Genomic DNA, 25,288 nt, shown 5'->3' on the forward strand with positions numbered 1-25,288 from the left:
AAACAGCCTGAGGTTCCGCTGGCCGATCATTACATCACGGATACTCAGCCGTCGGCCGCAAGGGCGACATCGGTCGGTCACCTCGATGGCTGGTGGGAAGGGTTGGCAGATCCGTTGTGGAGCAGGCTCGTGACCGCGGCCATGCAGCAAAACCTGAGCGCTAAAGCACCTCGACCCGTTTCATTCAGAAGCGTTGGCCAGGGTGTTCAGCACCTTCATTGCTTTTTGCGCATCATCTTTCCCTACGAAGACATGATCGTGGAAATAGGCCGCGATCACATTGCAGCTGATCCCTGCCTGGCCCAGGGCAGTCGAGAACGCCGCAGTCAGCCCGATTGCATCGAGGGCTGAATGGATGGTCAGGGTGATCCATGCAGCGACGAAATCAAACTTCAGCCCGAGCGCTTCGGCACGGCTTCGTTCGATGATCAGGGTCAAGCCTTCCTTCTCTTTGAAGCTGCCCACCACGTCGTCCGGGCTCAGCCCTGCGAAATCAGGGACGGTGCAGAAAACGTATTCACCCTCGTTGAGGATTGGGCTCATACCGCGTAGCAGGGCAGCGATAGATTTTTCACCGGCCATGTGTCACCTCCAAAAAATGTAGGCAAAAGTCTGCCTGAAATAGTGATCACTGCAATGAATAGCGAGCATGACGGATTAGAAAAACTAATGCAGATGCGCTATGACGAGGTTGTTTCTTGCCCACTTTCAGCGCATCGCCGCCCTCAAAAGAGGCGCCGCACAGGGCGCACGGCAATGAGATATCGCTGTGCCAGCGCCCGTGGGTATAGCTCAACCGGCCGTAACTGCTGAGCCTTGGAGTGGCAATGGCATTGTTCCACGCAGGTTGGCACGCCTCTCGCATCGTGTAATTCCGTGCAGGAGCAGCGCTGGCTGAGTGCACCACAATTTGAACAATGGTTGGCTAGGGTTCCGGCTCGCGAAAACGAGTGTCTGGACCGAGAGCTGACGACCTCCAGTTGAGGTTACACGGCGGGATAAAAGCCCGGGAGACAGACCACCTTGTAGAGGGTGATGCGCTGCTCCTGTCCGCTCACCGTCAACTGGAGTCCCACCATGCGAAAGCCCTTACTCTCCGCTTTCATGGCAGCAGGCATTGCCCTGTTGGCTGCCACTTCATCACACGCTGCGGCCAAGAAAGACTTCAACGTCTGCTGGACGATCTATGCCGGCTGGATGCCTTGGGAGTTTGCACAGACGCAAGGCATCGTCGACAAATGGGCCAAGAAATACGGTATCCATGTCGCCCTGACTCAGCTCAACGACTACGTCGAATCGATCAACCAGTACACCGCTGGCCAGTTCGACGGCTGCACCATGACCAACATGGACGCGCTCACCATTCCAGCTGCCGGCGGTGTCGACAGCACGGCATTGATTGTCAGCGACTACTCCAATGGCAACGACGGTGTTGTCATCAAGGGGGCAGGCAAGACCGTTTCCGACCTCAAGGGCATGGATGTGAATCTGGTCGAGCTCTCGGTATCGCATTACCTGCTGGCCCGAGCACTCGATACGGCCAACCTTCGAGAGAAGGATCTGAAGGTGATCAACACGTCTGATGCAGACATCTCCGCCGCCTTCAACACCGAGAGCGTCCAGGCCGTCACCACCTGGAATCCGATGCTCTCCGACATCAGGGCCACGCCCGGTGTGACCGAAGTGTTCAATTCCAGCCAGATACCTGGCGAGATCCTCGACATGATGGTGGTCAACACCGAAACCCTCAAAGACAACCCCGCACTGGGCAAGGTACTCACAGGGGCGTGGTTTGAGGTCATGAGCATGATGAGCGCCAGGGACGCCGGCGCCGAAGCGGCCGAGGAGCACATGGCCAAGGCATCAGGCACCGACCTTGCCGGTTTCAGGGCGCAACTGGCAACCACCCACCTGTTCTTCACTGCCCAGGATGCATTGGCATTCGCCAAGAGTCCGGAGCTGCCACAGACCATGGGCAAGGTCGCGAACTTCTCGTTCGAGCACGGTTTGTTGGGTGATGGAGCACCTGACAGCAACGTGGTGGGCATGAGTTTCGCCAATGGCGTCACCCTGGGCAACCAAGCCAACTTGAAGCTGCGCTTTGACCCGACCTACGTGCAAATGGCCGCCGACGGCGCCCTGTGAAGGGAGAGTGCTCAATGCGCTTGATCAACCGACATCCCGACCGGAGTTCACGGCTGTTGCTGGTGATACTCCCGCTACTTCTGGTGCTGTGCACGTACTTCGTGAGTTCGGCGCAGCGCCTGGCGGATAACCCGAACGACAAGCTCCTGCCCAGCGCGGTGCAAATGGCCGACGCCATGAAACGGATGGCGTTCACCGAGGACAAGCGCAGTGGTGCCTACCTGCTATGGCAGGACACAGGCGCCAGCCTGCAACGGCTGGGTACTGGCCTGGCCATTGCCGCAGGCGTCGGCCTGTGCCTGGGTATCGCCGCGGGTACCTTGCCACTGGTTGGCGCATCGCTGTCACCAATGCTCGTCGTGCTGTCGATGATTCCGCCACTGGCCATCCTGCCGATCCTGTTCATCGTCTTCGGGCTGGGCGAGCTGTCCAAGGTGATGCTCATCGTCATCGGCATCACCCCCATCCTGGCCCGCGACCTGGAACAACGGGCCCGGGAGATCCCGATGGAGCTGCTGATCAAGGCCCAGACACTGGGGGCCAGTACCTGGACGCTGATACTGCGGGTCGTGCTGCCGCAGTTACTGCCGCGCCTGCTGATTTCGCTGCGGCTGGTGCTTGGCTCCGCATGGTTGTTCCTGATCGCTGCCGAAGCCATCGCAGCTGAAAACGGCCTGGGCTATCGGATTTTCCTGGTGCGCCGTTATCTGGCGATGGACGTGATTCTTCCATACGTCGTGTGGATCACGCTGCTGGCCTGGTTGATGGATTGGGCGCTGAAAACGCTCACCCGCCGAGCCTTCCCCTGGTATGAGGGCGCGCGCGCATGAGCTTTATAGAAGTCAAAAATGTATGGCAGCAGTACGGGGAGCACGTGGTGCTGGAAGGCTTGAACCTCACTGTCGAGGAAGGCGAGTTCTGCACCATGGTCGGGACTTCCGGCTGCGGAAAATCCACGTTCTTGCGCCTGCTGCTGGGCCAGGAAACCCCAAGTAAAGGCCAGATCCTCCTGGGTGGCCAACCGCTTGGCGCCGAGCCCGATCCTGCGCGTGGCGTCGTGTTCCAGCGTTACTCCGTGTTTCCACACCTGACAGTGCTGGACAACGTCGCACTGGGGCTGGAGTTGCCGACTGCACCTGTGCTGGGGCGGCTATTTGGCGCGAGAAAACGCGCTGCGCGGGATCAGGCGGCGGCGCTTTTGAGCAAAGTAGGTCTGCAACCCGCACTCGGCAAGTACCCATCGCAGCTCTCAGGGGGGATGCAGCAACGCCTGGCCATCGCGCAGGCGTTGATCATGAAGCCTCGCGTTCTGCTGCTTGATGAGCCGTTCGGGGCGCTCGACCCGGGCATTCGCAAAGACATGCATGCGCTGCTGCTGGAGCTGTGGAGGGAGACAGGCCTGACGGTCTTCATGGTTACCCACGACCTCAGCGAAGGCTTCAGCCTGGGCACTCGGCTGATGGTGTTCGACAAGGTCCGCGTCGACCCGCATGCGCCACTTTCATATGGCGCGCGGGTGACCTACGACTTGCCACTCAACAGTAAACGTACACATGCGCAGCTGGCTTCTGGTGCATCGCTGTCGTGTGCGATTCAACCAACCAAGGAATGCTACCCATGATCGAACCCACTGTGTTTTCCAATGAGTTGCTACCGGGAGGAGGTCACCTCTCATTCGTGCTCAAGCGCGGTGAGTTGTTGCGCCTGACCGACGTGAAGGGCGGGGCGAACGTCAGCGTCATGCTGTTCAACGCCCACGAGAAGACCGAGCGCTTGAACCTGCCCGACAGCTTGAAGTGCCAGCACACCGCAAAGCTCACGGCAGGCCATTGCCTGTACTCGGATATGGGCCGGGTGCTCGCTGCAATCACGCGCGACACCTGTGGTTGGAGTGACAGCATCGCAGGCGTGCTTTGCGCTGAGGAAGTCTTAGAGAAATACGGTAATGGCCGTTACCAGGAATTGCGCAATGGTTTCTACCGCAACGGTGCGGACAACCTGCTCGTGGAAATGGGCAAGTGGGGGCTGGGGCTGAGCGATCTGACGATGGTGCTCAACATGTTCAGCCGAGTCGACGTCGACACCGATGGCAGGCTGCAGTTCGTCGAGGGTAATTCCAAAGCAGGCGACTGCATCGAGCTTTATGCACCGATGGACACCTTGTTCGTGATTACCGCCCTTCAGCATCCGATGGATCCTTCGAAGGCCTATGCGCCAAAGCCTGTCGAGCTCACCTTCATGAAGGCCGCGCAAGAGGTCGCCGAACACTGTCGGACGTCGCGCCCGGAGAACGAGCGCGGTTTCATCAACACCCAACGGATACATGCCTGAGGAAGCCTCATGACTGCATCATTGCACCTTGAAAACGCGTTGTACCAAGCCACCATTCCAGCCGGGGAACCCTGGCTGACTGAAGTGAAGGCTGGCCAGACTCTACGCATCCGGGATCTTGAAGGTAACCAGGCGATCGACACCCTGTTCTACAGTGCCGCCAATCCTCGTGAGCGCTATGACGTCCAGCGCACCTTGCGGCGGCAGAACAATGTTTACCTGGGCCAAGGCAGCGTTCTGTACTCGAACCTGGGCCGGCCTTTACTCACCCTCATCGAAGACAACTGTGGGCGCCACGACACACTCGGCGGCGCTTGTGCGCAGGAGAGCAATACCGTCCGTTATGCCCTGGACAAGCGTCACATGCACAGCTGCCGTGACAATTACCTTCGGGCCTGCAGCCATGACGGCCGATTGAGCAAGCGCGATATCAGCCCGAACATCAATTTCTTCATGAATGTGCCAGTCACTCCTGATGGCGGCCTGACCTTCGAGGACGGCATTTCTGCGCCCGGCAAATACGTGCTGCTGCGCGCAGAGATGGATGTAATCGTGCTCATCTCCAACTGCCCGCAGTTGAACAACCCCTGCAACGGCTACAACCCGACACCAGCAGAGCTGACCATATGGGCATGAATACGTGGGCGAAGCGCTTGAGGTACATGTTCTACGTGTACTGCCACTACCGTGCTGGGCGCATCCAGTACCGCAGCGACCCACCAGACTGCCCTGACAAGCATTCCTGATCCAGGCTGGGGACGACCCCAAGACCTCGTAAGCACTGTGGGACGACCCACAACCCAACCGCACGGACATGTACCGTCGTAAGGGGCTTCTTATGTTCGAATCATTGTTGATCGCCAACCGTGGCGCTATCGCCTGCAGGATCCTGCGTACGCTCCGCCAGATGGATGTGCAGGGCGTCGCTGTCTATTCAGAAGCTGACGTGGCCAGCCTTCACGTTCGTGACGCAGCCCAGGCTGTGAGCTTGGGGGAGGGCGCTGCTGCCAACACCTATCTGTGCGTTGACAAGATCCTCGCTGCTGCCAGGGAAACCGGCGCAGGCGCCATTCACCCAGGTTACGGCTTCCTCTCCGAGAATGCGGCTTTCGCGCAGGCGTGTGAGGCGGCAGGCATTGCCTTCGTCGGCCCCACGCCCGATCAGCTGAAGCTGTTTGGCCTCAAACATACTGCGCGCGCCCTGGCGCGCGAGCATGGCGTCCCGATGCTTGAGGGTACCGAACTGCTCGACAGCGTGGAGGAGGCCCTGGCAGCTGCGCAGGAGGTGGGCTACCCGGTCATGCTCAAAAGCACAGCCGGCGGCGGCGGCATCGGCATGCGGGTATGTTGGTCAGCCGCGGAGCTGGAAGACGCATTCGAGACGGTAAAACGGCTGGGTCAGAACAACTTCAGCGATGCAGGCGTCTTCATCGAGAAGTACATCCAGCGTGCGCGCCATCTTGAAGTCCAGGTGTTCGGCGATGGCCGTGGGGACGTCCTTGCACTGGGCGTGCGTGATTGCTCAGTCCAGCGTCGAAACCAGAAGGTACTGGAAGAAACCCCCGCTCCGAATCTTCCGGACGGGATCGCAGCGTCACTTTGTGAGGCTGCCATTCGCCTGGCCAAGGCAGTGAACTATCGCAGTGCAGGTACCGTAGAGTTCGTGTTCGACAGCGATGCGCAAGCGTTCTACTTCCTGGAGGTCAACACCCGCCTGCAGGTCGAGCATGGCGTAACCGAGCAGGTCTGGGGTATCGATCTTGTGCGCTGGATGGTCGAGCTCGCGGCTGGGACCCTGCCACCGCTCAAGGCCCTGGCGCGCACCCTGGCGCCTCGTGGCCATGCCGTTCAGGCCCGGCTCTATGCAGAAGACCCCGGCAAGGAGTTCCAGCCAAGCCCTGGCCTGCTCACCGCCGTTGAATTCCCGGACGCCGACGGCCATACCTTACGTATCGACACATGGGTAGAGGCGGGGTGTGAGATTCCTCCGTACTTCGACCCCATGATCGCCAAGGTCATCACTTGGGCAGATGATCGCGACCAAGCCTGTTCGCGGTTGCACGCTGCGCTCGACAACAGCGTCATCTACGGCGTTGAAACCAACCGCGAATACCTCAAGCAGATCCTGCTGGATGCCCCATTCGCGACAGGCAAGCCGTGGACGCGCTGCCTTGAGGGGTTGGTGTATGAAGCGTCAACCCTCGAGGTCCTCAGCGGTGGCACGCAGACCAGCGTGCAGGACTACCCTGGTCGCCAAGGATACTGGGCCGTCGGCGTGCCCCCGTCAGGGCCCATGGACAGTCGAGCATTGCGCCTTGGCAATCAGCTGATCGGCAACCCTGAAGGTGAGGCTGGGCTCGAAATCACCATGACCGGGCCGAGCATTCGTTTCAACACCGACGCCGTGGTAGCAGTCACGGGGGCAGAGATTCCGGTACTGATCGATGGCAACGCCGCTGCGATGAACACCGCGCTGCTGATCAAGGCAGACTCGGTACTGAGCATCGGCACGATCGGCGGTGCTGGCGCCAGGGCCTACCTGTGTATACGTGGAGGCATCCAGGTGCCTGAGTATCTGGGCAGCAGGAGCACGTTCACCCTTGGGCAATTTGGCGGCCACGCGGGGCGAGCCTTGCGCGCGGGGGATGTTCTGCACATCAACCGCTTGACCGATTCAAGTGCAGGAAAGCAACTGCCAGAGCAAGCGCCGCTAGGGGCGCGCCGAGAGATCCGTGTGATTTACGGCCCCCATGGGGCGCCCGAGTACTTCACGCCGGCCTATATCGAGACGTTCTTCGCCACTGAGTGGGAAGTGCACTTCAATTCCAGCCGCACCGGTGTTCGGCTGATCGGGCCAAAGCCCGAGTGGGTGCGCGCTGATGGAGGGGAGGCTGGGCTGCATCCTTCTAACATCCATGACAATCCTTATGCGATCGGGGCGGTGGACTTCACTGGCGACATGCCGGTGATACTGGGCCCGGACGGGCCAAGCCTGGGGGGGTTCGTCTGCCCGGTCACGGTGATCGAAGCCGACCTGTGGAAGCTGGGGCAGCTCAAAGCCGGTGATAAGGTCCGCTTCGTACCTACGGACATCGCGCACGCCCGGGCACTGGCGATTTCGCCGTTGCTGGGGGAGGTGCCGGCTCGTACCGCCTGCCCGGTGAAAATGTCCGAGCTTTTGCCTCCAGTCGTGATGGACTTGGGGGAGGGCGAGATGCGCCTGGTAGCCCGGTTAGCGGGTGATACCCATCTGTTGCTGGAAATTGGCGAACCAGAGCTCGATCTGGTACTGCGCTTCCGTGGCCACGCGCTGATGCAGGCGCTGGAAGCCCAGGCGCTACCCGGGGTCATCGATCTGACGCCCGGGATCCGCTCGCTTCAGGTCCACTACCAGCCCGAGCGGCTTCCCTTGGACCACCTGTTGCAAGCCATCGCCGGCGAGTGGGATGCGGTGTGCGCCGCTAAAGATCTTGCGGTACCGTCGCGTATCGTCCACTTACCGTTGTCTTGGGACGACCCTGCGTGCCAGCTGGCCATCGAAAAGTACATGACCACCGTGCGCAAGGATGCCCCCTGGTGCCCAAGCAACCTCGAGTTCATCCGTCGCATCAACGCTCTTCCAGACCTGGATGAGGTGCAGCGCACGGTGTTCGAAGCCAGTTACCTGGTCCTGGGCCTCGGCGACGTTTACCTCGGCGCTCCCGTGGCCACACCGCTCGATCCTCGCCACCGCCTGGTGACCACCAAATACAACCCTGCACGTACGTGGACTGCAGAAAACTCTGTCGGCATCGGCGGCGCTTACATGTGCGTTTACGGCATGGAGGGGCCTGGGGGGTACCAGTTTGTCGGGCGAACCCTGCAGATGTGGAACCGCTACAGAGAAGTAGAGGCGTTCGGCGGCAAACCGTGGCTGCTGCGCTTCTTTGATCAAATTCGCTTCTATCCTGTGACAGCCCAAGAGCTGCAACGTATTCGCAGGGACTTCCCGCTCGGCCGATACGACCTGCGTATCGAGCAGAGCCAACTTCGACTGGCCGATTACCAGGTGTTTCTGGCGGGTGAGGCGGACAGCATTGCAGCCTTCCGCAATCAGCAACAGGCCGCGTTCGCCGCCGAGCGGCAGCGTTGGATTGATACGGGGCAAGCGCACTTCGAGAGTAGCGAGGCTATCGCCGCGCAGAGCGAGGAGAGCCCCCTAGCCAACCATCTGCTGGGCGTGGAGAGCCCGATTGCTGGCAACCTGTGGCAAGTCCAGATCGCTACTGGTGATGAAGTCGAGGCTGGCACGACCTTGGTGGTGCTTGAATCCATGAAGATGGAAATACCGGTGTGCGCGCCCTGTGCAGGTGTGGTCAGGGAGATCCGCGTGGAGCCAGGGGCAGCCATTCGTGCCGGGCAGCGGGTAGTTGTGATTGAGCCTATCGCCAAAGGGGCCGCCGCATGAAGAATGATCTGCGTATCGATGCATTGCGTGAGCGCTATGTGCGTGGTGACGTGAGCCCTCGGCAGCTGATGCTGGCCTTGCATGACAAGGCCCAGAGCATCAACCCCCAGTTCAACGCGTTCATCCATCTGCTGAGCCCCGAGGAGCTTGAGCCGTACCTTGCGGTGCTGGAGTCGACGCCTATTGAGCGTTTGCCCTTGTATGGGGTGCCTTTCGCCATCAAGGACAATATCGACTTGGCGGGCGTGCCGACTACGGCGGCTTGCCCTGCCTATGCTTACACCCCTGAGCGCTCGGCCAGCGTCGTCCAGCGCCTGATCGACCTCGGTGCCGTGCCATTGGGGAAGACCAACCTTGATCAATTCGCGACAGGGCTCAATGGCACGAGATCACCTTACGGTGCATGCGTGAACAGTGTGAATAGTGATTACCCCTCAGGAGGCTCGAGCGCTGGATCACCTTTGGCCGTGGCACTGGGTATCACCAGTTTCGCCCTGGGTACCGATACTGCAGGCTCAGGTCGCGTACCTGCAGCCCTCAATGGCCTTGTGGGCTTGAAGGCAACCAAAGGGCTGATTTCCACCGCAGGCGTCATACCCGCATGCCGCACCCTGGATTGCGTCACTACATTCACGGCGACATCACGGGAAGCCAGCCAATTGTTGGCCTTGCTTGCCGTGCAGGATCCTGCGGACGAATACAGCCGAGCCAACCCTGCCTGGAATGATGGCAGTGCGTTTGGGCGCATCACATCCTTCCGGTTTGGCATCCCGCGAGCGTGCGACCTGGAGTTTTTTGGATGCAGCGAGGGGCCAGGGTTGTTTGAAGCAGCCGTCGAGCGCCTGAAGGCGCTGGGGGGAGAGCCGGTCACCATCGACTTCTCACCATTCCTTGAGGCTGCACGCTTGCTGTATGAAGGCCCTTGGGTTGCCGAGCGTTACAGTGTTGTGGGGGCGCTCGCACAGGCCCAACCGGAAGCCGTGTTGCCAGTCATTCATGCGGTGCTTGAGGCAGGCCCGAAGGTAAGCGGCGTCGATACCTTCCGCGCTCAGTATCGGTTGCAGAGGCTCAAGGCCCAATGCGATCAAACCCTGAAAGACCTGCATTGTGTGCTAACGCCCACAATCGGTCGGCCCGTGACCCTGGCCGAGCTCGCTGATGAACCGGTGAAGCGCAATTCTGAACTGGGCTATTACACCAACTTCATGAACCTGCTCGACTATGCAGCCGTTGCTGTGCCCAGCGGTGTCATGCAGAACGGCCTGCCTTGGGGCATCACGCTAATGGGCAGGGCATACACCGACCACTACCTGCTAAGCCTCGCGAACGCCTACCAAGGGCTCGAAGCGCCAGCGAGCGATGCTCGTAATGACATGACCCGCCTGGTGGTCTGTGGTGCCCACCTGGATGGGCTCGCGCTCAATTGGCAGCTCCGCCAGCGTGGCGCACGCTTGCTGGAGTCCACAAGCAGCTCTTCCCACTACAAGCTCTACGCGCTTGCCGGCGGAGCTGTGAAACGACCCGGGATGGTGCGGGTGCAAGAGGGCGGCGCCGCCATCGCCGTTGAGGTCTGGGAGATGCCGAGCATGGAGTTGGGCTCATTCCTGACCGGTATCCCGGCGCCGCTGGGGCTGGGCAAGGTGGAACTGAGCGATGGTCGCTGGGAGACAGGTTTCATCTGCGAAGGCGCGGGGCTTGAGGGGGCCACGGACATCACGGAATGGGGCGGCTGGAGAGCCTGGTTGGCTTCGATGAGCTGAGGGGCGCTGTGGCACCCAGTGCACAGCATCCTCATTTGCCTTGCGTGCACGAGCCTCTGCCGGAGCTCGTGCACGCTGATGATGCCTCAGTTTCAGTACAGCCCCCACACAAACTGAACGCCGAGAGCAGCGCGGGGGTCGGAACGGTAACTGTCACGAAAAAGGAAGGTAGCATGAAAGCGATGACTCGAGTGTTCACTGGCCTCGCCATGGTTGGCGCACTGGCAAGCTCTGCAGCATGGGCCGACCAGCCCGGCGCTGATTGGAAGGTGACCAAGGATCAGGCTGAGGCCACGTTGAAGGGCGCCGGCTACACGCAGATCACCAAGATCGAGGCCGATGATGGTCATTGGGAAGGTGAGGGCATGAAAGCTGACGGCAAGCAGTATGAGTTCCAGGTTGACCCGCACGACGGCAAGATCATCAAAGACGCGCTGGATAACTGATCATCCGGCATATGGAGGAGCCCGCGCTATAAGGCGGGCTTTTCCAATCTTAGGAAGATATCTCAGATCTCCAACGAAGCCATTGCTGGGTAGATCCACAGACCTTAGCTAGCTGCTGGCTCCCCCTGCGGTAGAGGGGCGGCGTCGTGAGACTTAGTTATCCCTGGTGTTCGGCTCCAGCATCAAACTTACATTTTCAGCGAGCGCTTGTAGCGTGAAGGGTTTGGTCAGTAACCTCATGCAGGGGCCTAGAAACGCCTCTCTGTCAGATGCAGCCTGGGCATAACCTGTCAGGAAGAGCACTGGGAGATTGGGATACCTCTGCTGCACGATCTCCGCCAATTGTCTACCGTTCATGCCTGGGAGCCCCACGTCGGTGACCAAAATGTCGACACTCTCCAGGGTCTTGAGCACGTGCAATGCCTCTTCGCCATCGCTGGCAACGAAAATCTCATAGCCCAACTCGGTGAGCACCTCCTGATTCAGCATCCGGACTGACTGATCATCTTCAACCAGCAGCACTATCTGTCCGGTTCCGTGATTCGCTGCATGGGGTGTTTCAACAGGCTGATGAAGCTGGAGGTCAGCGGTTGGGAGGTACAAGGAGATCGTGGTTCCTTTACCTGGAATACTCGATATCTCCATTTTCCCGCGGCTTTGCTTGGCAAAGCCATACACCATCGAAAGCCCCAGGCCCGTACCCTGGCCGATAGGCTTAGTGGTGAAGAATGGTTCAATCACTTTTGGCAGCAGATCAGCGCTGATCCCCGTCCCGGTATCCTCCACATCAATCCGGATATACTGCCCGGCTGCGAGCTCATCGGCTTCTGAGGACGCCTGCGCGACGGTCACTTCGCGTGTCGATACTGTGATCGTTCCCCCATCCGGCATAGCATCGCGGGCATTGATGACCAGATTGAGTATCGCGTTTTCCAGTTGGTTGGCATCCGCCATGGCGTAGGGGAGGTGGTCGCCGAGTTTCATCAATACCCTGATCTGCTCGGTCGCCGAGCGCTTCAGGAGGTCGTACAGGCTGACGATGAGGTCGTTGGCTGATAGCGGTCTTGTATCCAGCGATTGCCTGCGGGAGAACGCGAGTAAGCGTTCCGTGAGGGACGCTGCGCGTTTTGCAGAGGTTTGAGCCGCATCGATATAGCGGTCCAGTGCGTCTAGGTTGCCCTTTTTGAGCCTCAATCGAAGCAGGTCGAGAGCGCTTATAATCCCCGTCAGCATGTTGTTGAAGTCATGGGCAATTCCGCCAGTGAGTTGTCCAACGGCCTCCATTTTCAGGGATTGTCGCAGTTGATCTTCCGCTCGCTCCCGCTCTCTGCTTTCCCGGTGGAGTTGCTCGACAGCCAGGGCAAGCGCTTGGGTGCGGCCAGCTACCTGCTCTTCCAATGCTTCATTAAACCCACGAAGCGTCAGCTCTGACTGCTTCTGGTCGGTGACGTCAACAATCACAATGGCTGCCCCCATGATCGTGCCATGGGCTCCCCAAAGCGGAACAGCGCTGACCCGGATCCAGGCCTCGTTTTGACCGGCAGGCTTGTGCTGGAACACCATGCCGTCGACAACTTCGCCTCTCAAGGCGCGTGCACCGGGGAATGATTCTGGCGTGACTGGCTGGCCATCAGCGCTTATCGAGACCCATTGCTCCCGGCCATTGATAACCTTGGAGGGAATAACTCGATCCGGGACATATTGGTTATAAAGCGGATTGCTGATCAGCGACACACCAAAGGCGTCGACGAAGCTGATGCCAACAGGCACATTCTCCAGCAGGATACGAAGCCGTTCTCGCTCAATTCCCAATTCCGCAACACGATCGCGCATGTCGAATTGGCGTGCTCGAGATCGCCATGCCGCAGCAATGGCGCTCATCAAGGCAGAGGAGCTCATCGGGCGTTCCAGTACTACTACGTTGGAGGCACTGGAGGGAAGGCGCCTGCGAACTTCATCATTGTCTTTCCCGGCGCGGTTTCGATTGGAGGTCAGCAGCAAAATCGGAATGTCGGACCAGGAAGACTGATTCGCTAACGCCTTTCCGAGGTCTGCGATGTCTCCGCTCAAGGCCTCTTCGGTGATCAGGATGATGCCTGTCTCATCACCAATGTTTTTTGCCAGAGCGCTCAAGTCACAATATGCCTGTACTCGGTAAAGTGTGCCCGCAACACGCTGGAGCACAGCCGCATCGCCTCGGAATGGCGCGACCACCAGCAACGACCGTTCTTGAGATCGGCGGCTAACGTCCAAAGGGGCGGCCTTCCAGCAAGGGTTCTTGGCTACCAAAATATTCGGGAGTTCCGGTCAGCACGCCCTTGAACTTGGTCAGGGGCTCACCAACACGGACGCCTTGGCTATCTATATTCAGTTCGCGAATAGCATCTTCGTGGGCGCCACCACGGTTTTTCAGGACAGAGATCGCTTTGCGCAGACGGCCTTGAGCCTCAAAAAACCGTATGAGGATGACCGTGTCCGCGACGTAAGAGATATTGAGGGTGGTTGTCATCGTGCCGATCAGTCCGCTTTGAGCGTTGATCAGGAACGTTGCCACACCATGCTGGGCGAGATAGGACAGCATTTCGTGCATCTGAAGTATCAGCTGTTGCTCCTGTGGCATCGCCGCCAAGTAGCCGTTTAGGCTATCGATCACGATCACCCGGGCATTCCTGGCCTCTACCTGAGTACGGACTCGCCATGAGAATTCGCCTGGCGAAATCTCGGCAGGGTTGATTTGCTGCACATTCAATAGACCGCTGGCGATGTATTTTTGAAGCGCGAAGCCCATAGCCTCGGCTCTTCTCAACAGCGTGCCGACCCGCTCATCGAATTCATAGACGGTGCAGCACTCACCACGCTCACATGCCGCAGCCACATAGGCGAATGCCACCGTGGTCTTGCCCGACCCCGCAGGCCCGGTGATCAGCGTGCTTGTGCCTCTGAGAGGGCCTCCAGCAAGCAAACGGTCAAGCGCTGCCACGCCACTGCCCACAGGTTCAAGCTCGAAGGCCGAATGTTGTCCTCCCGCCATCATCCGCGGGAAGACATGCAATCCTCCCTTTACGATCACGAAGTCGTGATAGCCGGCAACGAAGTCGACACCCCTCAGCTTTTGAACCTGCAACCGCCGCCGAGCCGCGCCGAAATCAAGCGTTAGTCGCTCCAGCGTGATCACCCCATGGCAGATGCTATGGAGATGGTTGTCATGCTCACCATGGGATGTAGTCAGGTCGTCCACCAGCAAGACTGTGATGTTTCGTCCCGCAAAATACTGTTTCAGTGCCAGTACCTGGCGGCGGTATCGAAGGGGGTCTTGTGCCAGCAGCCTCATCTCAGAAAGGCTATCGAACACTACCCGAGTGGGCTTGGACTGCTCCACGCGCTGCTGTATAAGCTTGATAGTGTTTCCGAGCTCAGCTTCCCACGGATGAAGAATGGTCTGCTCTGCGGCCTCGCCGAAAATCTCGTCCGTCTGGGACAGCTCGAACACCTCGATGCCGTCCAGGCTCCATCCATGTGACCTGGCAACACTCTCAAGTTCATCCGCAGTCTCGGAGAGGGTGACGTACAGCACCGGCTCCTGGTTGGTCACACCACTCAACAGGAACTGAAGCCCCAATGTCGTCTTGCCAGCTCCTGGCGTGCCCTCTACCAAGTAGAGCCTATGCACCGGCAGCCCGCCTTTGAGGATCAGATCCAATCCTTCGTTACCAACAGATAGCGTTGCGGATATCTTATGGGGCATTCATTTTCATTCCTGAACTGGGTGGCCCTGCTTGGGGCAGTGGGCGTCAAGACTGCCGGCGTATTCGCTGAATCTAGCAAACGCGCCTTCACTGCATAAGGTATTGGCGCTGCAGATTCGCGCGATACTCCGCAGTGATATTGATGATTGATCGCAGGGTGCCACCAAAGGTTCATCAAGCGTAGGCTGCTTGAATCGGATGGTCATCGTAGTTCTTGACTGATGCGCCAATGAAAGAAACAGTCAGGCGCGCTCGCCTCGCAGCCATCGCTGGTGATAATGGGAAAGTCGGGTGAGTCCAAAAAGTGCGCCCTGACGCATCACGTCGGCGCGTTCACCAAAGAAGCGCTGAGTTCGTGTAAACACGGCTACCGGCTCGCCGGCGAATGCCCAAGCGAAGCACACGGTGCCTGGTGGTACGCTAGATTCAGGTAGTGGCCCAGCCACGCCAGTGGTGGCGATCACCACATTGGCATCGCTGCCTCTCAATGCGCCCAAGGCCATTTCCCACGCGACTGCTTCGCTGGTGAGGCCATAGCGCTCGATAGTTTCGGCGCTTACGCCGAGCAAGCGCTGCTTCGCACTGGGTGAGTAAACGACATAACCACTCTCCACTACCTCCCCGGCACCGGGTACCCCTGCTAGGAGGGCCACCATGCAACCTGCCGTGCACGACTCCGCAGTCGTCAGGACTAACTGATTGTCTTTGAGATAGCCGAGGGCGGCCAGTACAGGGTCGCTTGCCATTGAAGAATCGACTCGCTTGTTCTTTTGCGGTGGACGCAACCCATCAGGTTTTGGTTCATCGCAATTTACGTCCGACGTGTCCCACGTCAGTGGCTGGAGCCTTAACGGGTGCGTAAGGTACCAAGGGCAGGTGACCAGACGTTATGACCGCAGCGTTCACACACGACTGAGTCCACGGGTTCATGGAAGGTCGTGAAGCCGCAACTCACGCAACAGTGCAGGCCGGCGTTCGGCGGCGCCTGGTACTCAGGACGATGTTCGACTGGCAGCACTGAAAGCCCTGGCCGGGTGTCATCAGGCCCGTAGAAATACAGACTGAGATCGCCATCGGTTTCCAATAAACCGAGTCGAACCTGGCCGAGATGCTCCACACCTTGTTGTCGCAGTTCCATGAACAATTCGTTGGACGAGATGTTCAAATTCTGCAGCGAATGAATTTCGTACATCCCGTCCTTTACTACCGTGATGGGTAGCCCATCGATCCAGGCTTCGCATGTTCTGCTGCGCCTCATCAAGGAGATGGTTCCGCGATAGAGCATCAGGAGCGTCAGGAACACCAATCCGACGGGGAGTAAAGGTACATCTTCGTAAAAGGTGACATCACCGGCGGCTGAGCCCAGGGTCAGGATCACCACAAGCTCGAATCGAGACAGTTGCCTGATTCCACGTCGACCACTGAATTTCAAAAAGAAGAACACGGCCAAGAAAGCCGCTGAAACGCGCAGGGCGACCTCCAACAGAAAGGTCGGCGGGAGTTCGCCAATGAGCATCCTGTGCAGATCAAACGAAACCATTGGGTTTGTCCCATATGTCGCAATCGCCGGTTAAAGATTGACCGGCTAAATTCGACGCTAGTTCACGAGGTGACGCCATATGGCGACATGGCCTGAGAGGATGATCATTGGAAAAGCAGGATGCTCCCGCCATAGGGATTTCGCTAACTCGAGACCAGCGATGCCCCTCAGCTTGGACAAACCGCTTCCATGCTTGAGGCGTAATCCCTTCGGATCTCATAAACGTCCGGCAGAAACGCGGCTGGGCGTAGAAGCCGCACTTCAGGGCAATCCTGTGGGTTGGAGTGCTGGCGCTTCCTCCAATTCGCGCCTACCGGTGCGATGTCACTGAGCAGCGGTGCTTTCAGGTTAGCCCACGTTAACGCGGGCTTTCATTCGAGCAATGATCAGAAACCTTCCAGGACAACTTTGCCCCTGGCTTCACCACTTTCAATCAACGCGTGGGCTCGCTTGAGATTTTCGGCACAAATGCTTCCGAAATGCTCTCCGACAGTCGTCTTCAGTGTGCCCTCGTCAACCAGCTGGGAAACACGCTCGAGCAGTTGGTGCTGTTTGATCATGTCCTCGGTCTTGTACAGCGAGCGGGTGAACATGAGTTCCCAGTGTAGTGACAGCGATTTGCGCTTGAGCGGCATGACATCCAGCTGTGCCGGATCATCAATCAGTGCGAGCTTGCCTTGGGGGCGAAGCACTTCCACCAATTGCGGCAGGTAAGTGTCGGTGTGGGTCAGGCTGATCACGTGATCAATGGGTTCGAGCTTGAGCTCTGCCAACTGAAGCGGGATCGACTCAGAGTGATCAATGACATGATGGGGTCCCAGTTCTTTGACCCAGGCTTGAGTCTCAGGTCTTGAGGCAGTGCCTATGACTGTCAGCTGCGTCAGCTTCCTTGCCAGCTGAACCAGGATCGAGCCCACTCCGCCTGCTGCCCCGACCACCAGGAGACGTTGACCTTTGCCGCCATGTTCTTCGACGGCCAAACGGTCGAACAGCAACTCCCACGCGGTGATCGACGTCAGCGGCAGGGCGGCGGCACTGGCGTCGTCCAAGTTCTTAGGCTTGTGCCCGACGATTCGCTCGTCCACCACATGAAACTCGCTATAGCTGCCTGGTCGATCTAGGGCACCGGCGTAGAACACTTCATCCCCAGGCCTGAAGAGCGTTACCTCTGGGCCAGTCTCGCGGACCACACCGACAGCATCCCAGCCGAGAACGTGTGGTTGCTCTGTACCACGGCTGGCGCGAACCTTGGTATCGACGGGATTGACGGCAATCGCCCTGACCTCGACGAGCAGGTCGCGTGCGCCGGGTTTTGGCTTCGTGAGCTCCGCGTCATACAGAGACTGAGCGTCGTGAATAGGTAATCCGGGTTGCGTGTAAACGACAGCCTTCATGGCGCTACCTCTAATAAGAATCAAAAGTTGGCACAGGGTATTGTCTTTGATTAATTCGAAAATCAGCCTCAAAGCAGCAAGGCGTTCTCGCGTGTAATGAAACTAGCGGGAGGCGCTGGCGACCGGTGCCTGGACGCCTCGCGCAGTTCATTGGTTGTCGGTAGGTGGGAAGTCGATGTCCGTCATCGCCACATTGTTGAGGTAGTTGGTCAGCGTCAGGAGGGAGACTTGGGCGATGACATCCACGATTTTCGTATCATCCAGCCCTGCTTCCCGTGCTGCCGCCAGTTGCACCTCGCTGACCTGGCCTCGGCTTAGCGTCACCGCTCTGGCGAACGCAGCAACGCCATCGAGAGTGCCGGCACGAGCAGCCAGCAGCGCACCAGCATCCAAACCTGCTTTTTCGCCGAAGAAACTGTGGGCGGCGATGCAGTAGTCACAGCCATTCACCGCTGATGCAGCCAGCGCCGCTACTTCACGCTCGGCAGGGCTGAGGCTGTTCTTGTTAAGGGCTTGCGAGAGCGCCAGATAGCCAGCGAGGGCTGCCGGCGAATGGGCGAGGGTGGCGAACGCGTTCGGGATAAAGCCCAAGCCTTTCTCCACACCCTGCAGGGCACTACGCGCTGCTGCAGGCGCCTGGTCGAGGGTCAGCGCATTGATTCGAGTCATGATTCAGCTTCCTGTGCTGATGATCACTTGGCGTTGTAACGCGGCGCGAGCTGGTTACTCGACAACTGGCTGAACAACGCCTGCCGGCTGGCTTCGTAGTGTTGGAAAGCGTGCAAGTCATGCAGCGAAGGGATGGAGATCAGCACGTCGTTGTCGAAATCCTGCAGAGCACCGTCGACCAGATCATGAGCGGACATGACGATGCCGGGGTCGAGGTTCTCGACAGGCAGGCCGCCGATCTGCCAGAAGTCGGTCGCAGTGGCTCCTGGCAGCACCGCCTGGATCTTGATGCCTTTGTCTGCAAGCTCCTTGTGCAGGGATTGGCTGAAGGCGGTCACGTAGGCCTTGCTGCCACCGTAGACACCGTTGAGCAGCTCTGGCGCAAGGCCTGCGATGGACGAGATGTTGATGACGGCGCCTTGCTGGCGGGCGATGAAACCTGGAACGGCAGCGTAGGTCAGGCGGGTCAAGGCGGTGACGTTGAGGCTGATCATTTCGGCCATGCGTTCGACATCACTCTCCATCAGGCTTGTGTGAGTGCCGATTCCCGCATTGTTTACCAGCAGGCTTATGCTGGCGTCCTCACGAAGTTGGCGTTCAACCTTAACCAGGTCAGCGGCGTTGGAAAGGTCTGCCGGAATAACCTCCACATTTCGCTGGGTCTCGCTGGTAATACGGCTGGCCAGGGCGTTGAGACGTTCCCGGTTGCGGGCCACCAGTACGAGGTCGTAGCCACGGCGGGCCAAACGCTCTGCGTAGATCGAGCCGATCCCGGTGGAAGCGCCGGTGATGAGCGCGGTGCCTTTGGATTGCTGCGTCATGGTCATGCTCCATTGTTTGGTGTGAAGCCATGATGCAGAACGTCGCTTTCGGCTTAAATGACGCATAAGATACGTTTTTAGGACATCGCGTAGGGAGTCATTCGATGCACCGGGTCGGCTATCTGATAACCGAAGGTTTCCAGGTCATGTCTTTGGCCACGCAATCTGTCTTCGAGTTTGCCAATATCGTTGCCGGCGAAACGGCTTACAAGATCCAGAATTTTTCCATAAAGGGCGGAACGGTGCGCTCCTCGCTGGGGATGTACATGGATACGCTTCCCTTGGGTGCGCCTGGCTTGGCCGACACCTGGATGATTACCGGGACGTTTACGCCACTGACGCCGCCGAGTGAAGAGGTACTTGCCAGTGTGCGAGGTTTTGTGGACGGTGCGCGGCGCACTGCAGGCCTGTGTACGGGCTGCTTCGTGTTGGCGCAGGCAGGTGTCCTGGACAATCGGCGGGCAACGACACATTGGGCCTATGCCAATAAGCTTCGTGAGTTGTACCCGAAAATCGAGGTCGAAGAAGACCGGATTTTCATCGTGGATGGGCCGATATGGACATCTGCGGGCATGACAGCCGCTCTGGACATGGCATTGGGGATGGTCGAAAAGGATCACGGCACTGAGCTGGCCCGGTCGGTGGCGCGGAAACTGGTCATGCATCAGCGCCGCTCCGGTGGGCAATCCCAGCATTCCGAACTGCTGACGCTTTCCCCTAAGTCTGACCGCATCCAGAGCGCCTTGGATTACGCACGCAAGCATCTTGGCCGGCCACTCAGCGTTGAGGAGCTTGCTGAAGTAGCGCATTTGAGCCCCAGGCAGTTCACCCGGGTCTTTACCGCAGAAACCGGACAGTCACCGGCCAAAGCCGTAGAAAGTCTGCGCCTGGAAGCTGCCCGGTTGATGATCGAGCAGAGCCGGCACAGCTTGGATGTAGTGGCCAGAGAAACGGGGTTCAGGGATCGCCGACATATGCGGGAAGTGTTCATTCGTGGGCTTGGCGTTCCGCCTCAGGCAGTACGTAGGGATGCCAGGCGAGTGGTAACCGGATGAGGGAGGAGGGGCCGCCGGGGGCCCTCAGGTAGCCCAGGCCGAGATGAACGCAGCGATGTGACTGGCCGCCGCCTCAGGCTGCTGCATGTGAGCCCCGTGGTCAGCGCGAGGGAAGCTCACGAGCATCAGCGTCGGAGGCCGATAGGGTGCCAAGCGGATGGCACTGGGGCGGGCGACTTTTCTAAGCCCGCTAAGCCACCATCACGCTCCAGTTTCTCTATTTGCAAGCGAAGATCATCGATAAGCTCCGCTGAGGATCGGCCAGATTCCAAGCTCAGGGTCAGTGTCAGTAGCGTCAGTGAGCTCACCCCTAGCCGCTGACTGACCTGCTCGAGTTTATCTAACGTCAGGCTGGCTTTGCCCCCCTCCAGCTTAGAAAGAAACGTCCGACTGGTGTCACCAAAGTCACGCTGCGTGATTTTGCGCTGACTGCGTAGCGCCCGGAGGACAAGGGCGAAAGACGATTTCAGTGACATATGCGACCTCTCCGCTTGAGCGTGTCTTCGGTGAAACCCACATGGGATTTCTGCGTAACCTCGAAGCCCGTTGGCTTGCCTGTCCTTGCGGTCAGGAGGAGCTATCGCTCCAGTGAGACACTGTAGATGCATCCAGTATATCTCGCTAAGCGCGTGAGGAGAACATTTGTACTACTCGCGGTGATGGGCCAGGAACTGACGGCCTCTCGCGAAAAGATCGCCATGTTGGTATCGATGTGGACGGACGTCCAAGCTGAGCTGCAGCAAGCGGAGTCAGAATTGACACCGGCGAGGTAGGCGCTTCAGGTCAGCAGCGTGGCTTCTTGAGCATTCAGCACCCCACCTTGTTCGTTGGGGTAGCACCGCCACGCTCTGACTTGTGAAAAAGAGGAGGGCTGTGTTGCCCTCCTTTGAGTCGTCACATCCAGCTTTTGATCTGAGCGCAAACCGCCTCGGTAGAGATGCCGTACCGATCATGCAACGTCGGCAGTGCTCCTGCATCCAGGAAAGCATCCGGCAGGGCAATTTGACGGAAGGTGGGTGCCACTCCGTTGCGCAGCAGCAAGCCTGCGACCGCTTCGCCAAGGCCGCCAATGATCGAGTGGTTCTCGGCGGTAATCACCAAGCGCCCGGATTTACGGGCCTCGCTGAGAATTGCTTGTTCATCCAAAGGTTTGATGGTCGGTACATGTAGCACGGCCACGTCAATCCCGTCCTTTTGCAACTGTGCTGCCGCTTCCAGCGAGCGCATGGTCATTAGACCCGTTGAGATAATCAGCACGTCCCTGCCAGTGCGCAGCGTCTTGGCTTTGCCTATCTCGAACTTGTATCCGTATTCGTCTAGCACCAGCGGCACATTGCCGCGCAGCAAGCGCATGTACACGGGGCCCTGGTGTTCTGCAATGGCTGGCACTGCTTGTTCGATTTCCAAGGCATCGCAGGGATCGACAATCATCAGGTTCGGCATGGCGCGGAAAATCGCCAGGTCGTCGGTCGCTTGGTGGCTTGGCCCATAACCGGTGGTAAGGCCGGGCAGCCCGCAGACGATTTTCACGTTGAGGTTTTCTTCGGCGATCGCCATGCAGATAAAGTCATAGGCCCGCCGTGAAGCGAAAACAGCGTAAGTCGTTGCAAACGGCACGCAGCCTTCACGCGCCATACCAGCAGCAGCGCTCATGAGTAGCTGCTCAGCCATACCCATCTGATAGAAGCGATCGGGGTGGGCCTTGGCGAAAATATGCAGGTCGGTGTACTTCGACAAGTCAGCAGACAGGCCCACGATATCCGAACGCTGATCCGCTAGCGCAGCTAGTGCATGGCCGAATGGCGCAGATCGTGTTGCCTGACCTTCGGCGGCGATAGAGGCAATCATCGCTGATGTCGTCAGTCGTTTCTTGCCGGTCTCGGTTGTGTTTGCGCGGCTCATACGGTTCTCCCGACCTTCAGGTTTTGCAGTGCCAGATCCCATTCGTTTTCATCGACGCGGATGAAATGCGTCTTTTCGCGGCTTTCAAGAAAGTCGACGCCTTTACCCATTTTGGTATCGCAGATAATGACCCGGGGTTGTTGGCCCTGATGGCTGCGTGCTGCATCGAAGGCTGTGACCAATGCCCCGATGTCATTACCGTCCACTCGTTGGGTGAACCATCCAAACGCCTGCCAGCGGTCGACGATGGGCTCGAAGGCCAAGACTTCACTCGAGTGCCCATCGGCTTGCTGGTTATTGACGTCGATGATCGCGATCAGATTATCGAGCTTCCAATGCGAGGCCGACATTGCAGCTTCCCAGGTCGAACCCTCGTTCAGCTCGCCGTCGGACAGCAAGTTGTAAACAAACGAATCGGATTTTTTACGCTTCAGACCCAGGCAAGCACCAACGGCAATACCCAGGCCGTGGCCGAGGGAGCCGCCGGTGATTTCCATGCCAGGCGTGTAGGCCGCCATGCCTGACATCGGCAAGCGGCTGTCATCCGACCCGTAGGTTTCCAGTTCATCGAGGGGGATGACCTGGGCCTCGATCAGCGCTGCATACAGGGCAATGGCGTAGTGGCCGATCGACAGGTAAAAACGGTCGCGCTCTTCCCATTCAGGATTGTGCGGTTGATAGCGCAGAGCGTGAAAGTACGACACTGCCAGCAGATCGGCAGCCCCAAGCGCTTGGCCGACGTAGCCTTGGCCTTGCACCTGGCCCATGCGCAGAGCATGGCGGCGAATGTTGAAGGCGCGCTCGGCCAAAGCCGAGAGCCCGGTAGTTGAGGCATTGACAGCCATGGTGATAACTCCGAGTAGTTAACGATTGACCGAAGCAGCTGGAATACGCAGCACCAGGCATGCGCCGATGCACAGCACCCCGGTGATCAGGTACATGCCGATGGCGCTCGACCCGGTCGTGGTGGTAATCCAGCCGATCAGGTAGGGCGAACAGAAGCCCGCAAGGTTGGCAAAACTGTTGATGCCGGCGATGCCTGCCGCCGCAGAGACCCCACCCAGCAGCGTGGTGGGCAGCATCCAGAATAGTGACGAAGCCGAAAGCACACCTGCGGCGGCCACGCAGAGGCTCAGCACTGACAGCAGCAGATTGCCCCCGAGCATGGCCGCAAGCGTCAGGCTGACGGCCCCGGCTAGCATGGGCACAATCAGGTGCCAGCGACGTTCGCGATGCTTGTCGCCGCTGCGTCCCATCAGCAACATTGCGGCGATGGCGCACATGTAGGGCAGGCTGGTCAGCAAGCCGATGTGCAGTGGATCTGAAACCCCGGCATTGCGGATGAGGGTTGGTAGCCAGAAGGTGATTGCGTACTGGCCCATGACAACGCAGAAGTAGATGGATGCCAGTAGCCATAGGCGGCTGTCACGGATGAACTCCCGAGGCGATCCATGAGTGACCTTATGGCTGTTGTCTTCGGCCAATTCTTTGTTGATCAGCGCTTTTTCTTCATCGGTTAACCAAGTGGCCTGATGCACGCCGTCTTTGAGGTAGCTCAGTACCAGCAGTCCGACGATCACCGTAGGAATGGCTTCCAGCACGAACATCCATTGCCAACCTGCCCAGCCGTGAACACCCGCGAACTGAGTCATGATCCAGCCTGACAGCGGGCCGCCGACCATGCCCGACAACGGGATAGCCACAAACCAGAGCACGGTCATTCTGGCGCGCCGGTAGGAGGGGAACCAGTAAGTCAGGTACAGCAGCAGTCCGGGGGCCAGGCCTGCTTCGGCGATCCCCAGCAGAAAACGCAGTGCATAGAACTGCCAGGCGGTCTCGACGAAGGCGAAGAGGGCAGAGATGATGCCCCAGGAAATCATGATTCTTGCAATCCAGCGCCGCGCGCCGACTTTGTGCAGGATCAGATTGCTGGGTACCTCACAGAGGAAGTAACCAATGAAGAACATACCCGCGCCCAAACCGTAAACGGTTTCGCTCAGCGACAGGTCATTCATCATTTGCAGCTTGGCAAAGCCGACATTCACCCGATCCAGATACGCGCACAGGTAGCACAGCATCAGGAATGGCATGAGCCGCCAGGCCGTTTTGCGGTAAGCATTCGAACGCACGGTCGAGGCCGCGTCGAGGGGCATTGTGGTAATCATGTCAGTCTGATCTCTTGTTTTTATAGACCACCCGGCTGTAACGCCGAGTGGGTCATCGATTCAGAACAGGGCGGGCCGTTAACGACCCACGTACTTCAACTCAATGAATGAGCATCCCGCCATTCACGTCTAGGGTGATGCCCGTGAGGTAGGACGACAGGTCGCTGGCAAGAAACAGTGCAGCGTTGGCCACGTCCTGGGCTGCACCCAGGCGGCCGAGCGGGATGCCATCGATGATTGCGTGTCGACGCTCGTCTTGCATGAGGCCACCTGTGATGTCGGTGTGTATCAGGCCGGGAGTGATGGAGTTGACGCGAATCTGGTCAGGGCCAAACTCTCGGGCCATGGCCTTACCCAGGCCTAATACGCCAGCTTTGGCAGCACTGTAGTGTGGGCCGCCAAAGATGCCGCCCCCGCGCTGCGCGGAAACCGACGACATACATACAATGCTGCCTGTGGATTGGGCTCGCATGGTCGGGATCACCGCCTGCGACATGAGGAGGGTGCCCCGCAAGCTGACGTCTAGCACCTTGTCGTAATCAGACGGGCGAATATCCAGTGTCTTGATAGGCTGGGTGATCCCCGCGTTATTGACCAGAACGTCGATACGCCCGAAATGTTCAAGAACGCTCGCCACCGCGGATTTCACTTGCGCTTCATCGGCGACGTTGGCTCCCAGCCCGAGATGGCCTTCACCCAGCGTTTCAGCAGCTTTACGTGCCGAGGATTCATCGAGATCCACGATTACTACTTTGGCGCCATGTTTAGCGAAGGTGATGGCCGTAGCTCGACCGATCCCTCGCTCCGATGCAGCGCCAGTGATGATGGCAACTTTACCTTGCAGCAGCATGAAGAGTTCCTCTGATT

General features: G+C 58.8%; 21 protein-coding genes and 1 riboswitch. Of the genes, 9 read left to right on the top strand and 12 right to left on the bottom strand.

Features of this window, described 5'->3' with window-relative positions; genetic code table 11:
• Positions 1–180: 180 nt before the first annotated feature.
• A complete protein-coding gene (locus tag OSW16_RS13170) occupies positions 181–582 on the bottom strand; it encodes an ACT domain-containing protein (RefSeq protein ID WP_267823763.1) in 402 nt (133 codons plus the stop codon).
• A gap of 332 nt (positions 583–914) precedes the next feature.
• Positions 915–1,015: riboswitch (guanidine-I (ykkC/yxkD leader) on the top strand.
• A 62-nt stretch (positions 1,016–1,077) separates the two neighbouring features.
• Here OSW16_RS13170 and OSW16_RS13175 point away from each other — a divergent pair.
• The 8 genes from OSW16_RS13175 (at position 1,078) to OSW16_RS13210 (ending at position 11,129) form a co-directional block, all read left to right on the top strand.
• Complete coding sequence (locus tag OSW16_RS13175) at positions 1,078–2,145, top strand: putative urea ABC transporter substrate-binding protein (protein ID WP_267823765.1); 1,068 nt, start codon at positions 1,078–1,080, stop codon at positions 2,143–2,145.
• Between the two features lie 14 nt (positions 2,146–2,159).
• Positions 2,160–2,975, top strand: coding sequence for an ABC transporter permease (locus tag OSW16_RS13180; RefSeq protein ID WP_267823766.1), 816 nt, complete (start codon positions 2,160–2,162; stop codon positions 2,973–2,975).
• Positions 2,972–3,766, top strand: a complete 795-nt coding sequence (locus OSW16_RS13185; protein WP_267823768.1) for an ABC transporter ATP-binding protein — start codon at positions 2,972–2,974, stop codon at positions 3,764–3,766. The genes OSW16_RS13180 and OSW16_RS13185 overlap by 4 nt, the downstream gene beginning before the upstream one ends.
• Positions 3,763–4,476, top strand: coding sequence for an urea amidolyase associated protein UAAP1 (locus tag OSW16_RS13190; RefSeq protein ID WP_267823770.1), 714 nt, complete (start codon positions 3,763–3,765; stop codon positions 4,474–4,476). The genes OSW16_RS13185 and OSW16_RS13190 overlap by 4 nt, the downstream gene beginning before the upstream one ends.
• Positions 4,477–4,485: 9 nt before the next feature.
• Positions 4,486–5,112, top strand: coding sequence for an urea amidolyase associated protein UAAP2 (locus tag OSW16_RS13195; protein WP_267823772.1), 627 nt, complete (start codon positions 4,486–4,488; stop codon positions 5,110–5,112).
• A 202-nt stretch (positions 5,113–5,314) separates the two neighbouring features.
• A complete protein-coding gene (gene uca, locus OSW16_RS13200; RefSeq protein ID WP_267823774.1) occupies positions 5,315–8,923 on the top strand; it encodes an urea carboxylase in 3,609 nt (1,202 codons plus the stop codon).
• Positions 8,920–10,683, top strand: a complete 1,764-nt coding sequence (atzF, locus tag OSW16_RS13205) for an allophanate hydrolase (RefSeq protein ID WP_267823776.1) — start codon at positions 8,920–8,922, stop codon at positions 10,681–10,683. Before uca ends, atzF begins: the two co-directional genes overlap by 4 nt.
• A gap of 173 nt (positions 10,684–10,856) precedes the next feature.
• Positions 10,857–11,129 (top strand): PepSY domain-containing protein, encoded by a 273-nt coding sequence (locus OSW16_RS13210; RefSeq protein ID WP_241806958.1) that lies wholly within the window; start codon positions 10,857–10,859, stop codon positions 11,127–11,129.
• A gap of 153 nt (positions 11,130–11,282) precedes the next feature.
• On the opposite strand, the gene OSW16_RS13215 is transcribed toward OSW16_RS13210, so the two are convergent.
• From OSW16_RS13215 to OSW16_RS13245, 7 genes are all read right to left on the bottom strand, one after another.
• Positions 11,283–13,262, bottom strand: a complete 1,980-nt coding sequence (locus tag OSW16_RS13215; protein ID WP_267823779.1) for a response regulator — start codon at positions 13,260–13,262, stop codon at positions 11,283–11,285.
• A 109-nt stretch (positions 13,263–13,371) separates the two neighbouring features.
• The gene (locus tag OSW16_RS13220; RefSeq protein WP_267823782.1) at positions 13,372–14,874 is read right to left on the bottom strand and encodes an ATPase domain-containing protein; all 1,503 of its coding nucleotides are present in this window, start codon (positions 14,872–14,874) and stop codon (positions 13,372–13,374) included.
• Positions 14,875–15,117: 243 nt separating this feature from the next.
• A complete protein-coding gene (locus OSW16_RS13225) occupies positions 15,118–15,621 on the bottom strand; it encodes a CinA family protein (RefSeq protein WP_267823784.1) in 504 nt (167 codons plus the stop codon).
• Between the two features lie 101 nt (positions 15,622–15,722).
• Positions 15,723–16,415 carry a DUF421 domain-containing protein gene (locus tag OSW16_RS13230; protein WP_267823787.1) on the bottom strand — a complete coding sequence of 231 codons (693 nt, stop codon included), beginning with the start codon at positions 16,413–16,415 and terminating at the stop codon, positions 15,723–15,725.
• A 386-nt stretch (positions 16,416–16,801) separates the two neighbouring features.
• Positions 16,802–17,809, bottom strand: coding sequence for a zinc-binding alcohol dehydrogenase family protein (locus OSW16_RS13235; RefSeq protein ID WP_267823789.1), 1,008 nt, complete (start codon positions 17,807–17,809; stop codon positions 16,802–16,804).
• 147 nt (positions 17,810–17,956) lie between these two features.
• Positions 17,957–18,478, bottom strand: a complete 522-nt coding sequence (locus tag OSW16_RS13240; protein WP_267823791.1) for a carboxymuconolactone decarboxylase family protein — start codon at positions 18,476–18,478, stop codon at positions 17,957–17,959.
• A gap of 23 nt (positions 18,479–18,501) precedes the next feature.
• Positions 18,502–19,299 carry an SDR family NAD(P)-dependent oxidoreductase gene (locus tag OSW16_RS13245; protein WP_267823793.1) on the bottom strand — a complete coding sequence of 266 codons (798 nt, stop codon included), beginning with the start codon at positions 19,297–19,299 and terminating at the stop codon, positions 18,502–18,504.
• Positions 19,300–19,403: 104 nt separating this feature from the next.
• Here OSW16_RS13245 and OSW16_RS13250 point away from each other — a divergent pair, with 104 nt between their 5' ends.
• Positions 19,404–20,354 (top strand): GlxA family transcriptional regulator, encoded by a 951-nt coding sequence (locus OSW16_RS13250; protein WP_267823795.1) that lies wholly within the window; start codon positions 19,404–19,406, stop codon positions 20,352–20,354.
• Positions 20,355–21,248: 894 nt separating this feature from the next.
• Here OSW16_RS13250 and OSW16_RS13260 read toward each other — a convergent pair.
• The 4 genes from OSW16_RS13260 to OSW16_RS13275 form a co-directional block, all read right to left on the bottom strand.
• Positions 21,249–22,256 (bottom strand): transketolase family protein, encoded by a 1,008-nt coding sequence (locus OSW16_RS13260; protein WP_267823798.1) that lies wholly within the window; start codon positions 22,254–22,256, stop codon positions 21,249–21,251.
• Entirely contained in the window at positions 22,253–23,101 is an 849-nt protein-coding gene (locus OSW16_RS13265; protein ID WP_267823800.1) for a transketolase, read from the bottom strand. The genes OSW16_RS13260 and OSW16_RS13265 overlap by 4 nt, the downstream gene beginning before the upstream one ends.
• Before the next feature lie 18 nt (positions 23,102–23,119).
• Positions 23,120–24,421: an MFS transporter gene (locus tag OSW16_RS13270; RefSeq protein ID WP_267823802.1), complete on the bottom strand. Its 1,302-nt coding sequence runs from the start codon at positions 24,419–24,421 to the stop codon at positions 23,120–23,122.
• 100 nt (positions 24,422–24,521) lie between these two features.
• Positions 24,522–25,271, bottom strand: coding sequence for an SDR family NAD(P)-dependent oxidoreductase (locus OSW16_RS13275; protein WP_267823804.1), 750 nt, complete (start codon positions 25,269–25,271; stop codon positions 24,522–24,524).
• Positions 25,272–25,288: the final 17 nt, after the last annotated feature.

The sequence above is a fragment of the Pseudomonas putida genome (assembly GCF_026625125.1).
Taxonomy (GTDB): domain Bacteria; phylum Pseudomonadota; class Gammaproteobacteria; order Pseudomonadales; family Pseudomonadaceae; genus Aquipseudomonas; species Aquipseudomonas putida_X.

Excerpts from the sequence above, each read along its gene's own strand:
- OSW16_RS13170 (WP_267823763.1), bottom strand. The coding sequence starts at position 582 with ATGGCCGGTGAAAAATCTATCGCTGCCCTGCTACGCGGTATGAGCCCA.
- OSW16_RS13175 (WP_267823765.1), top strand. The coding sequence starts at position 1,078 with ATGCGAAAGCCCTTACTCTCCGCTTTCATGGCAGCAGGCATTGCCCTG.
- OSW16_RS13180 (WP_267823766.1), top strand. The coding sequence starts at position 2,160 with ATGCGCTTGATCAACCGACATCCCGACCGGAGTTCACGGCTGTTGCTG.
- OSW16_RS13185 (WP_267823768.1), top strand. The coding sequence starts at position 2,972 with ATGAGCTTTATAGAAGTCAAAAATGTATGGCAGCAGTACGGGGAGCAC.
- OSW16_RS13190 (WP_267823770.1), top strand. The coding sequence starts at position 3,763 with ATGATCGAACCCACTGTGTTTTCCAATGAGTTGCTACCGGGAGGAGGT.
- OSW16_RS13195 (WP_267823772.1), top strand. The coding sequence starts at position 4,486 with ATGACTGCATCATTGCACCTTGAAAACGCGTTGTACCAAGCCACCATT.
- uca (WP_267823774.1), top strand. The coding sequence starts at position 5,315 with ATGTTCGAATCATTGTTGATCGCCAACCGTGGCGCTATCGCCTGCAGG.
- atzF (WP_267823776.1), top strand. The coding sequence starts at position 8,920 with ATGAAGAATGATCTGCGTATCGATGCATTGCGTGAGCGCTATGTGCGT.
- OSW16_RS13210 (WP_241806958.1), top strand. The coding sequence starts at position 10,857 with ATGAAAGCGATGACTCGAGTGTTCACTGGCCTCGCCATGGTTGGCGCA.
- OSW16_RS13220 (WP_267823782.1), bottom strand. The coding sequence starts at position 14,874 with ATGCCCCATAAGATATCCGCAACGCTATCTGTTGGTAACGAAGGATTG.
- OSW16_RS13225 (WP_267823784.1), bottom strand. The coding sequence starts at position 15,621 with ATGGCAAGCGACCCTGTACTGGCCGCCCTCGGCTATCTCAAAGACAAT.
- OSW16_RS13230 (WP_267823787.1), bottom strand. The coding sequence starts at position 16,415 with ATGGTTTCGTTTGATCTGCACAGGATGCTCATTGGCGAACTCCCGCCG.
- OSW16_RS13235 (WP_267823789.1), bottom strand. The coding sequence starts at position 17,809 with ATGAAGGCTGTCGTTTACACGCAACCCGGATTACCTATTCACGACGCT.
- OSW16_RS13240 (WP_267823791.1), bottom strand. The coding sequence starts at position 18,478 with ATGACTCGAATCAATGCGCTGACCCTCGACCAGGCGCCTGCAGCAGCG.
- OSW16_RS13245 (WP_267823793.1), bottom strand. The coding sequence starts at position 19,299 with ATGACGCAGCAATCCAAAGGCACCGCGCTCATCACCGGCGCTTCCACC.
- OSW16_RS13250 (WP_267823795.1), top strand. The coding sequence starts at position 19,404 with ATGCACCGGGTCGGCTATCTGATAACCGAAGGTTTCCAGGTCATGTCT.
- OSW16_RS13260 (WP_267823798.1), bottom strand. The coding sequence starts at position 22,256 with ATGAGCCGCGCAAACACAACCGAGACCGGCAAGAAACGACTGACGACA.
- OSW16_RS13265 (WP_267823800.1), bottom strand. The coding sequence starts at position 23,101 with ATGGCTGTCAATGCCTCAACTACCGGGCTCTCGGCTTTGGCCGAGCGC.
- OSW16_RS13270 (WP_267823802.1), bottom strand. The coding sequence starts at position 24,421 with ATGATTACCACAATGCCCCTCGACGCGGCCTCGACCGTGCGTTCGAAT.
- OSW16_RS13275 (WP_267823804.1), bottom strand. The coding sequence starts at position 25,271 with ATGCTGCTGCAAGGTAAAGTTGCCATCATCACTGGCGCTGCATCGGAG.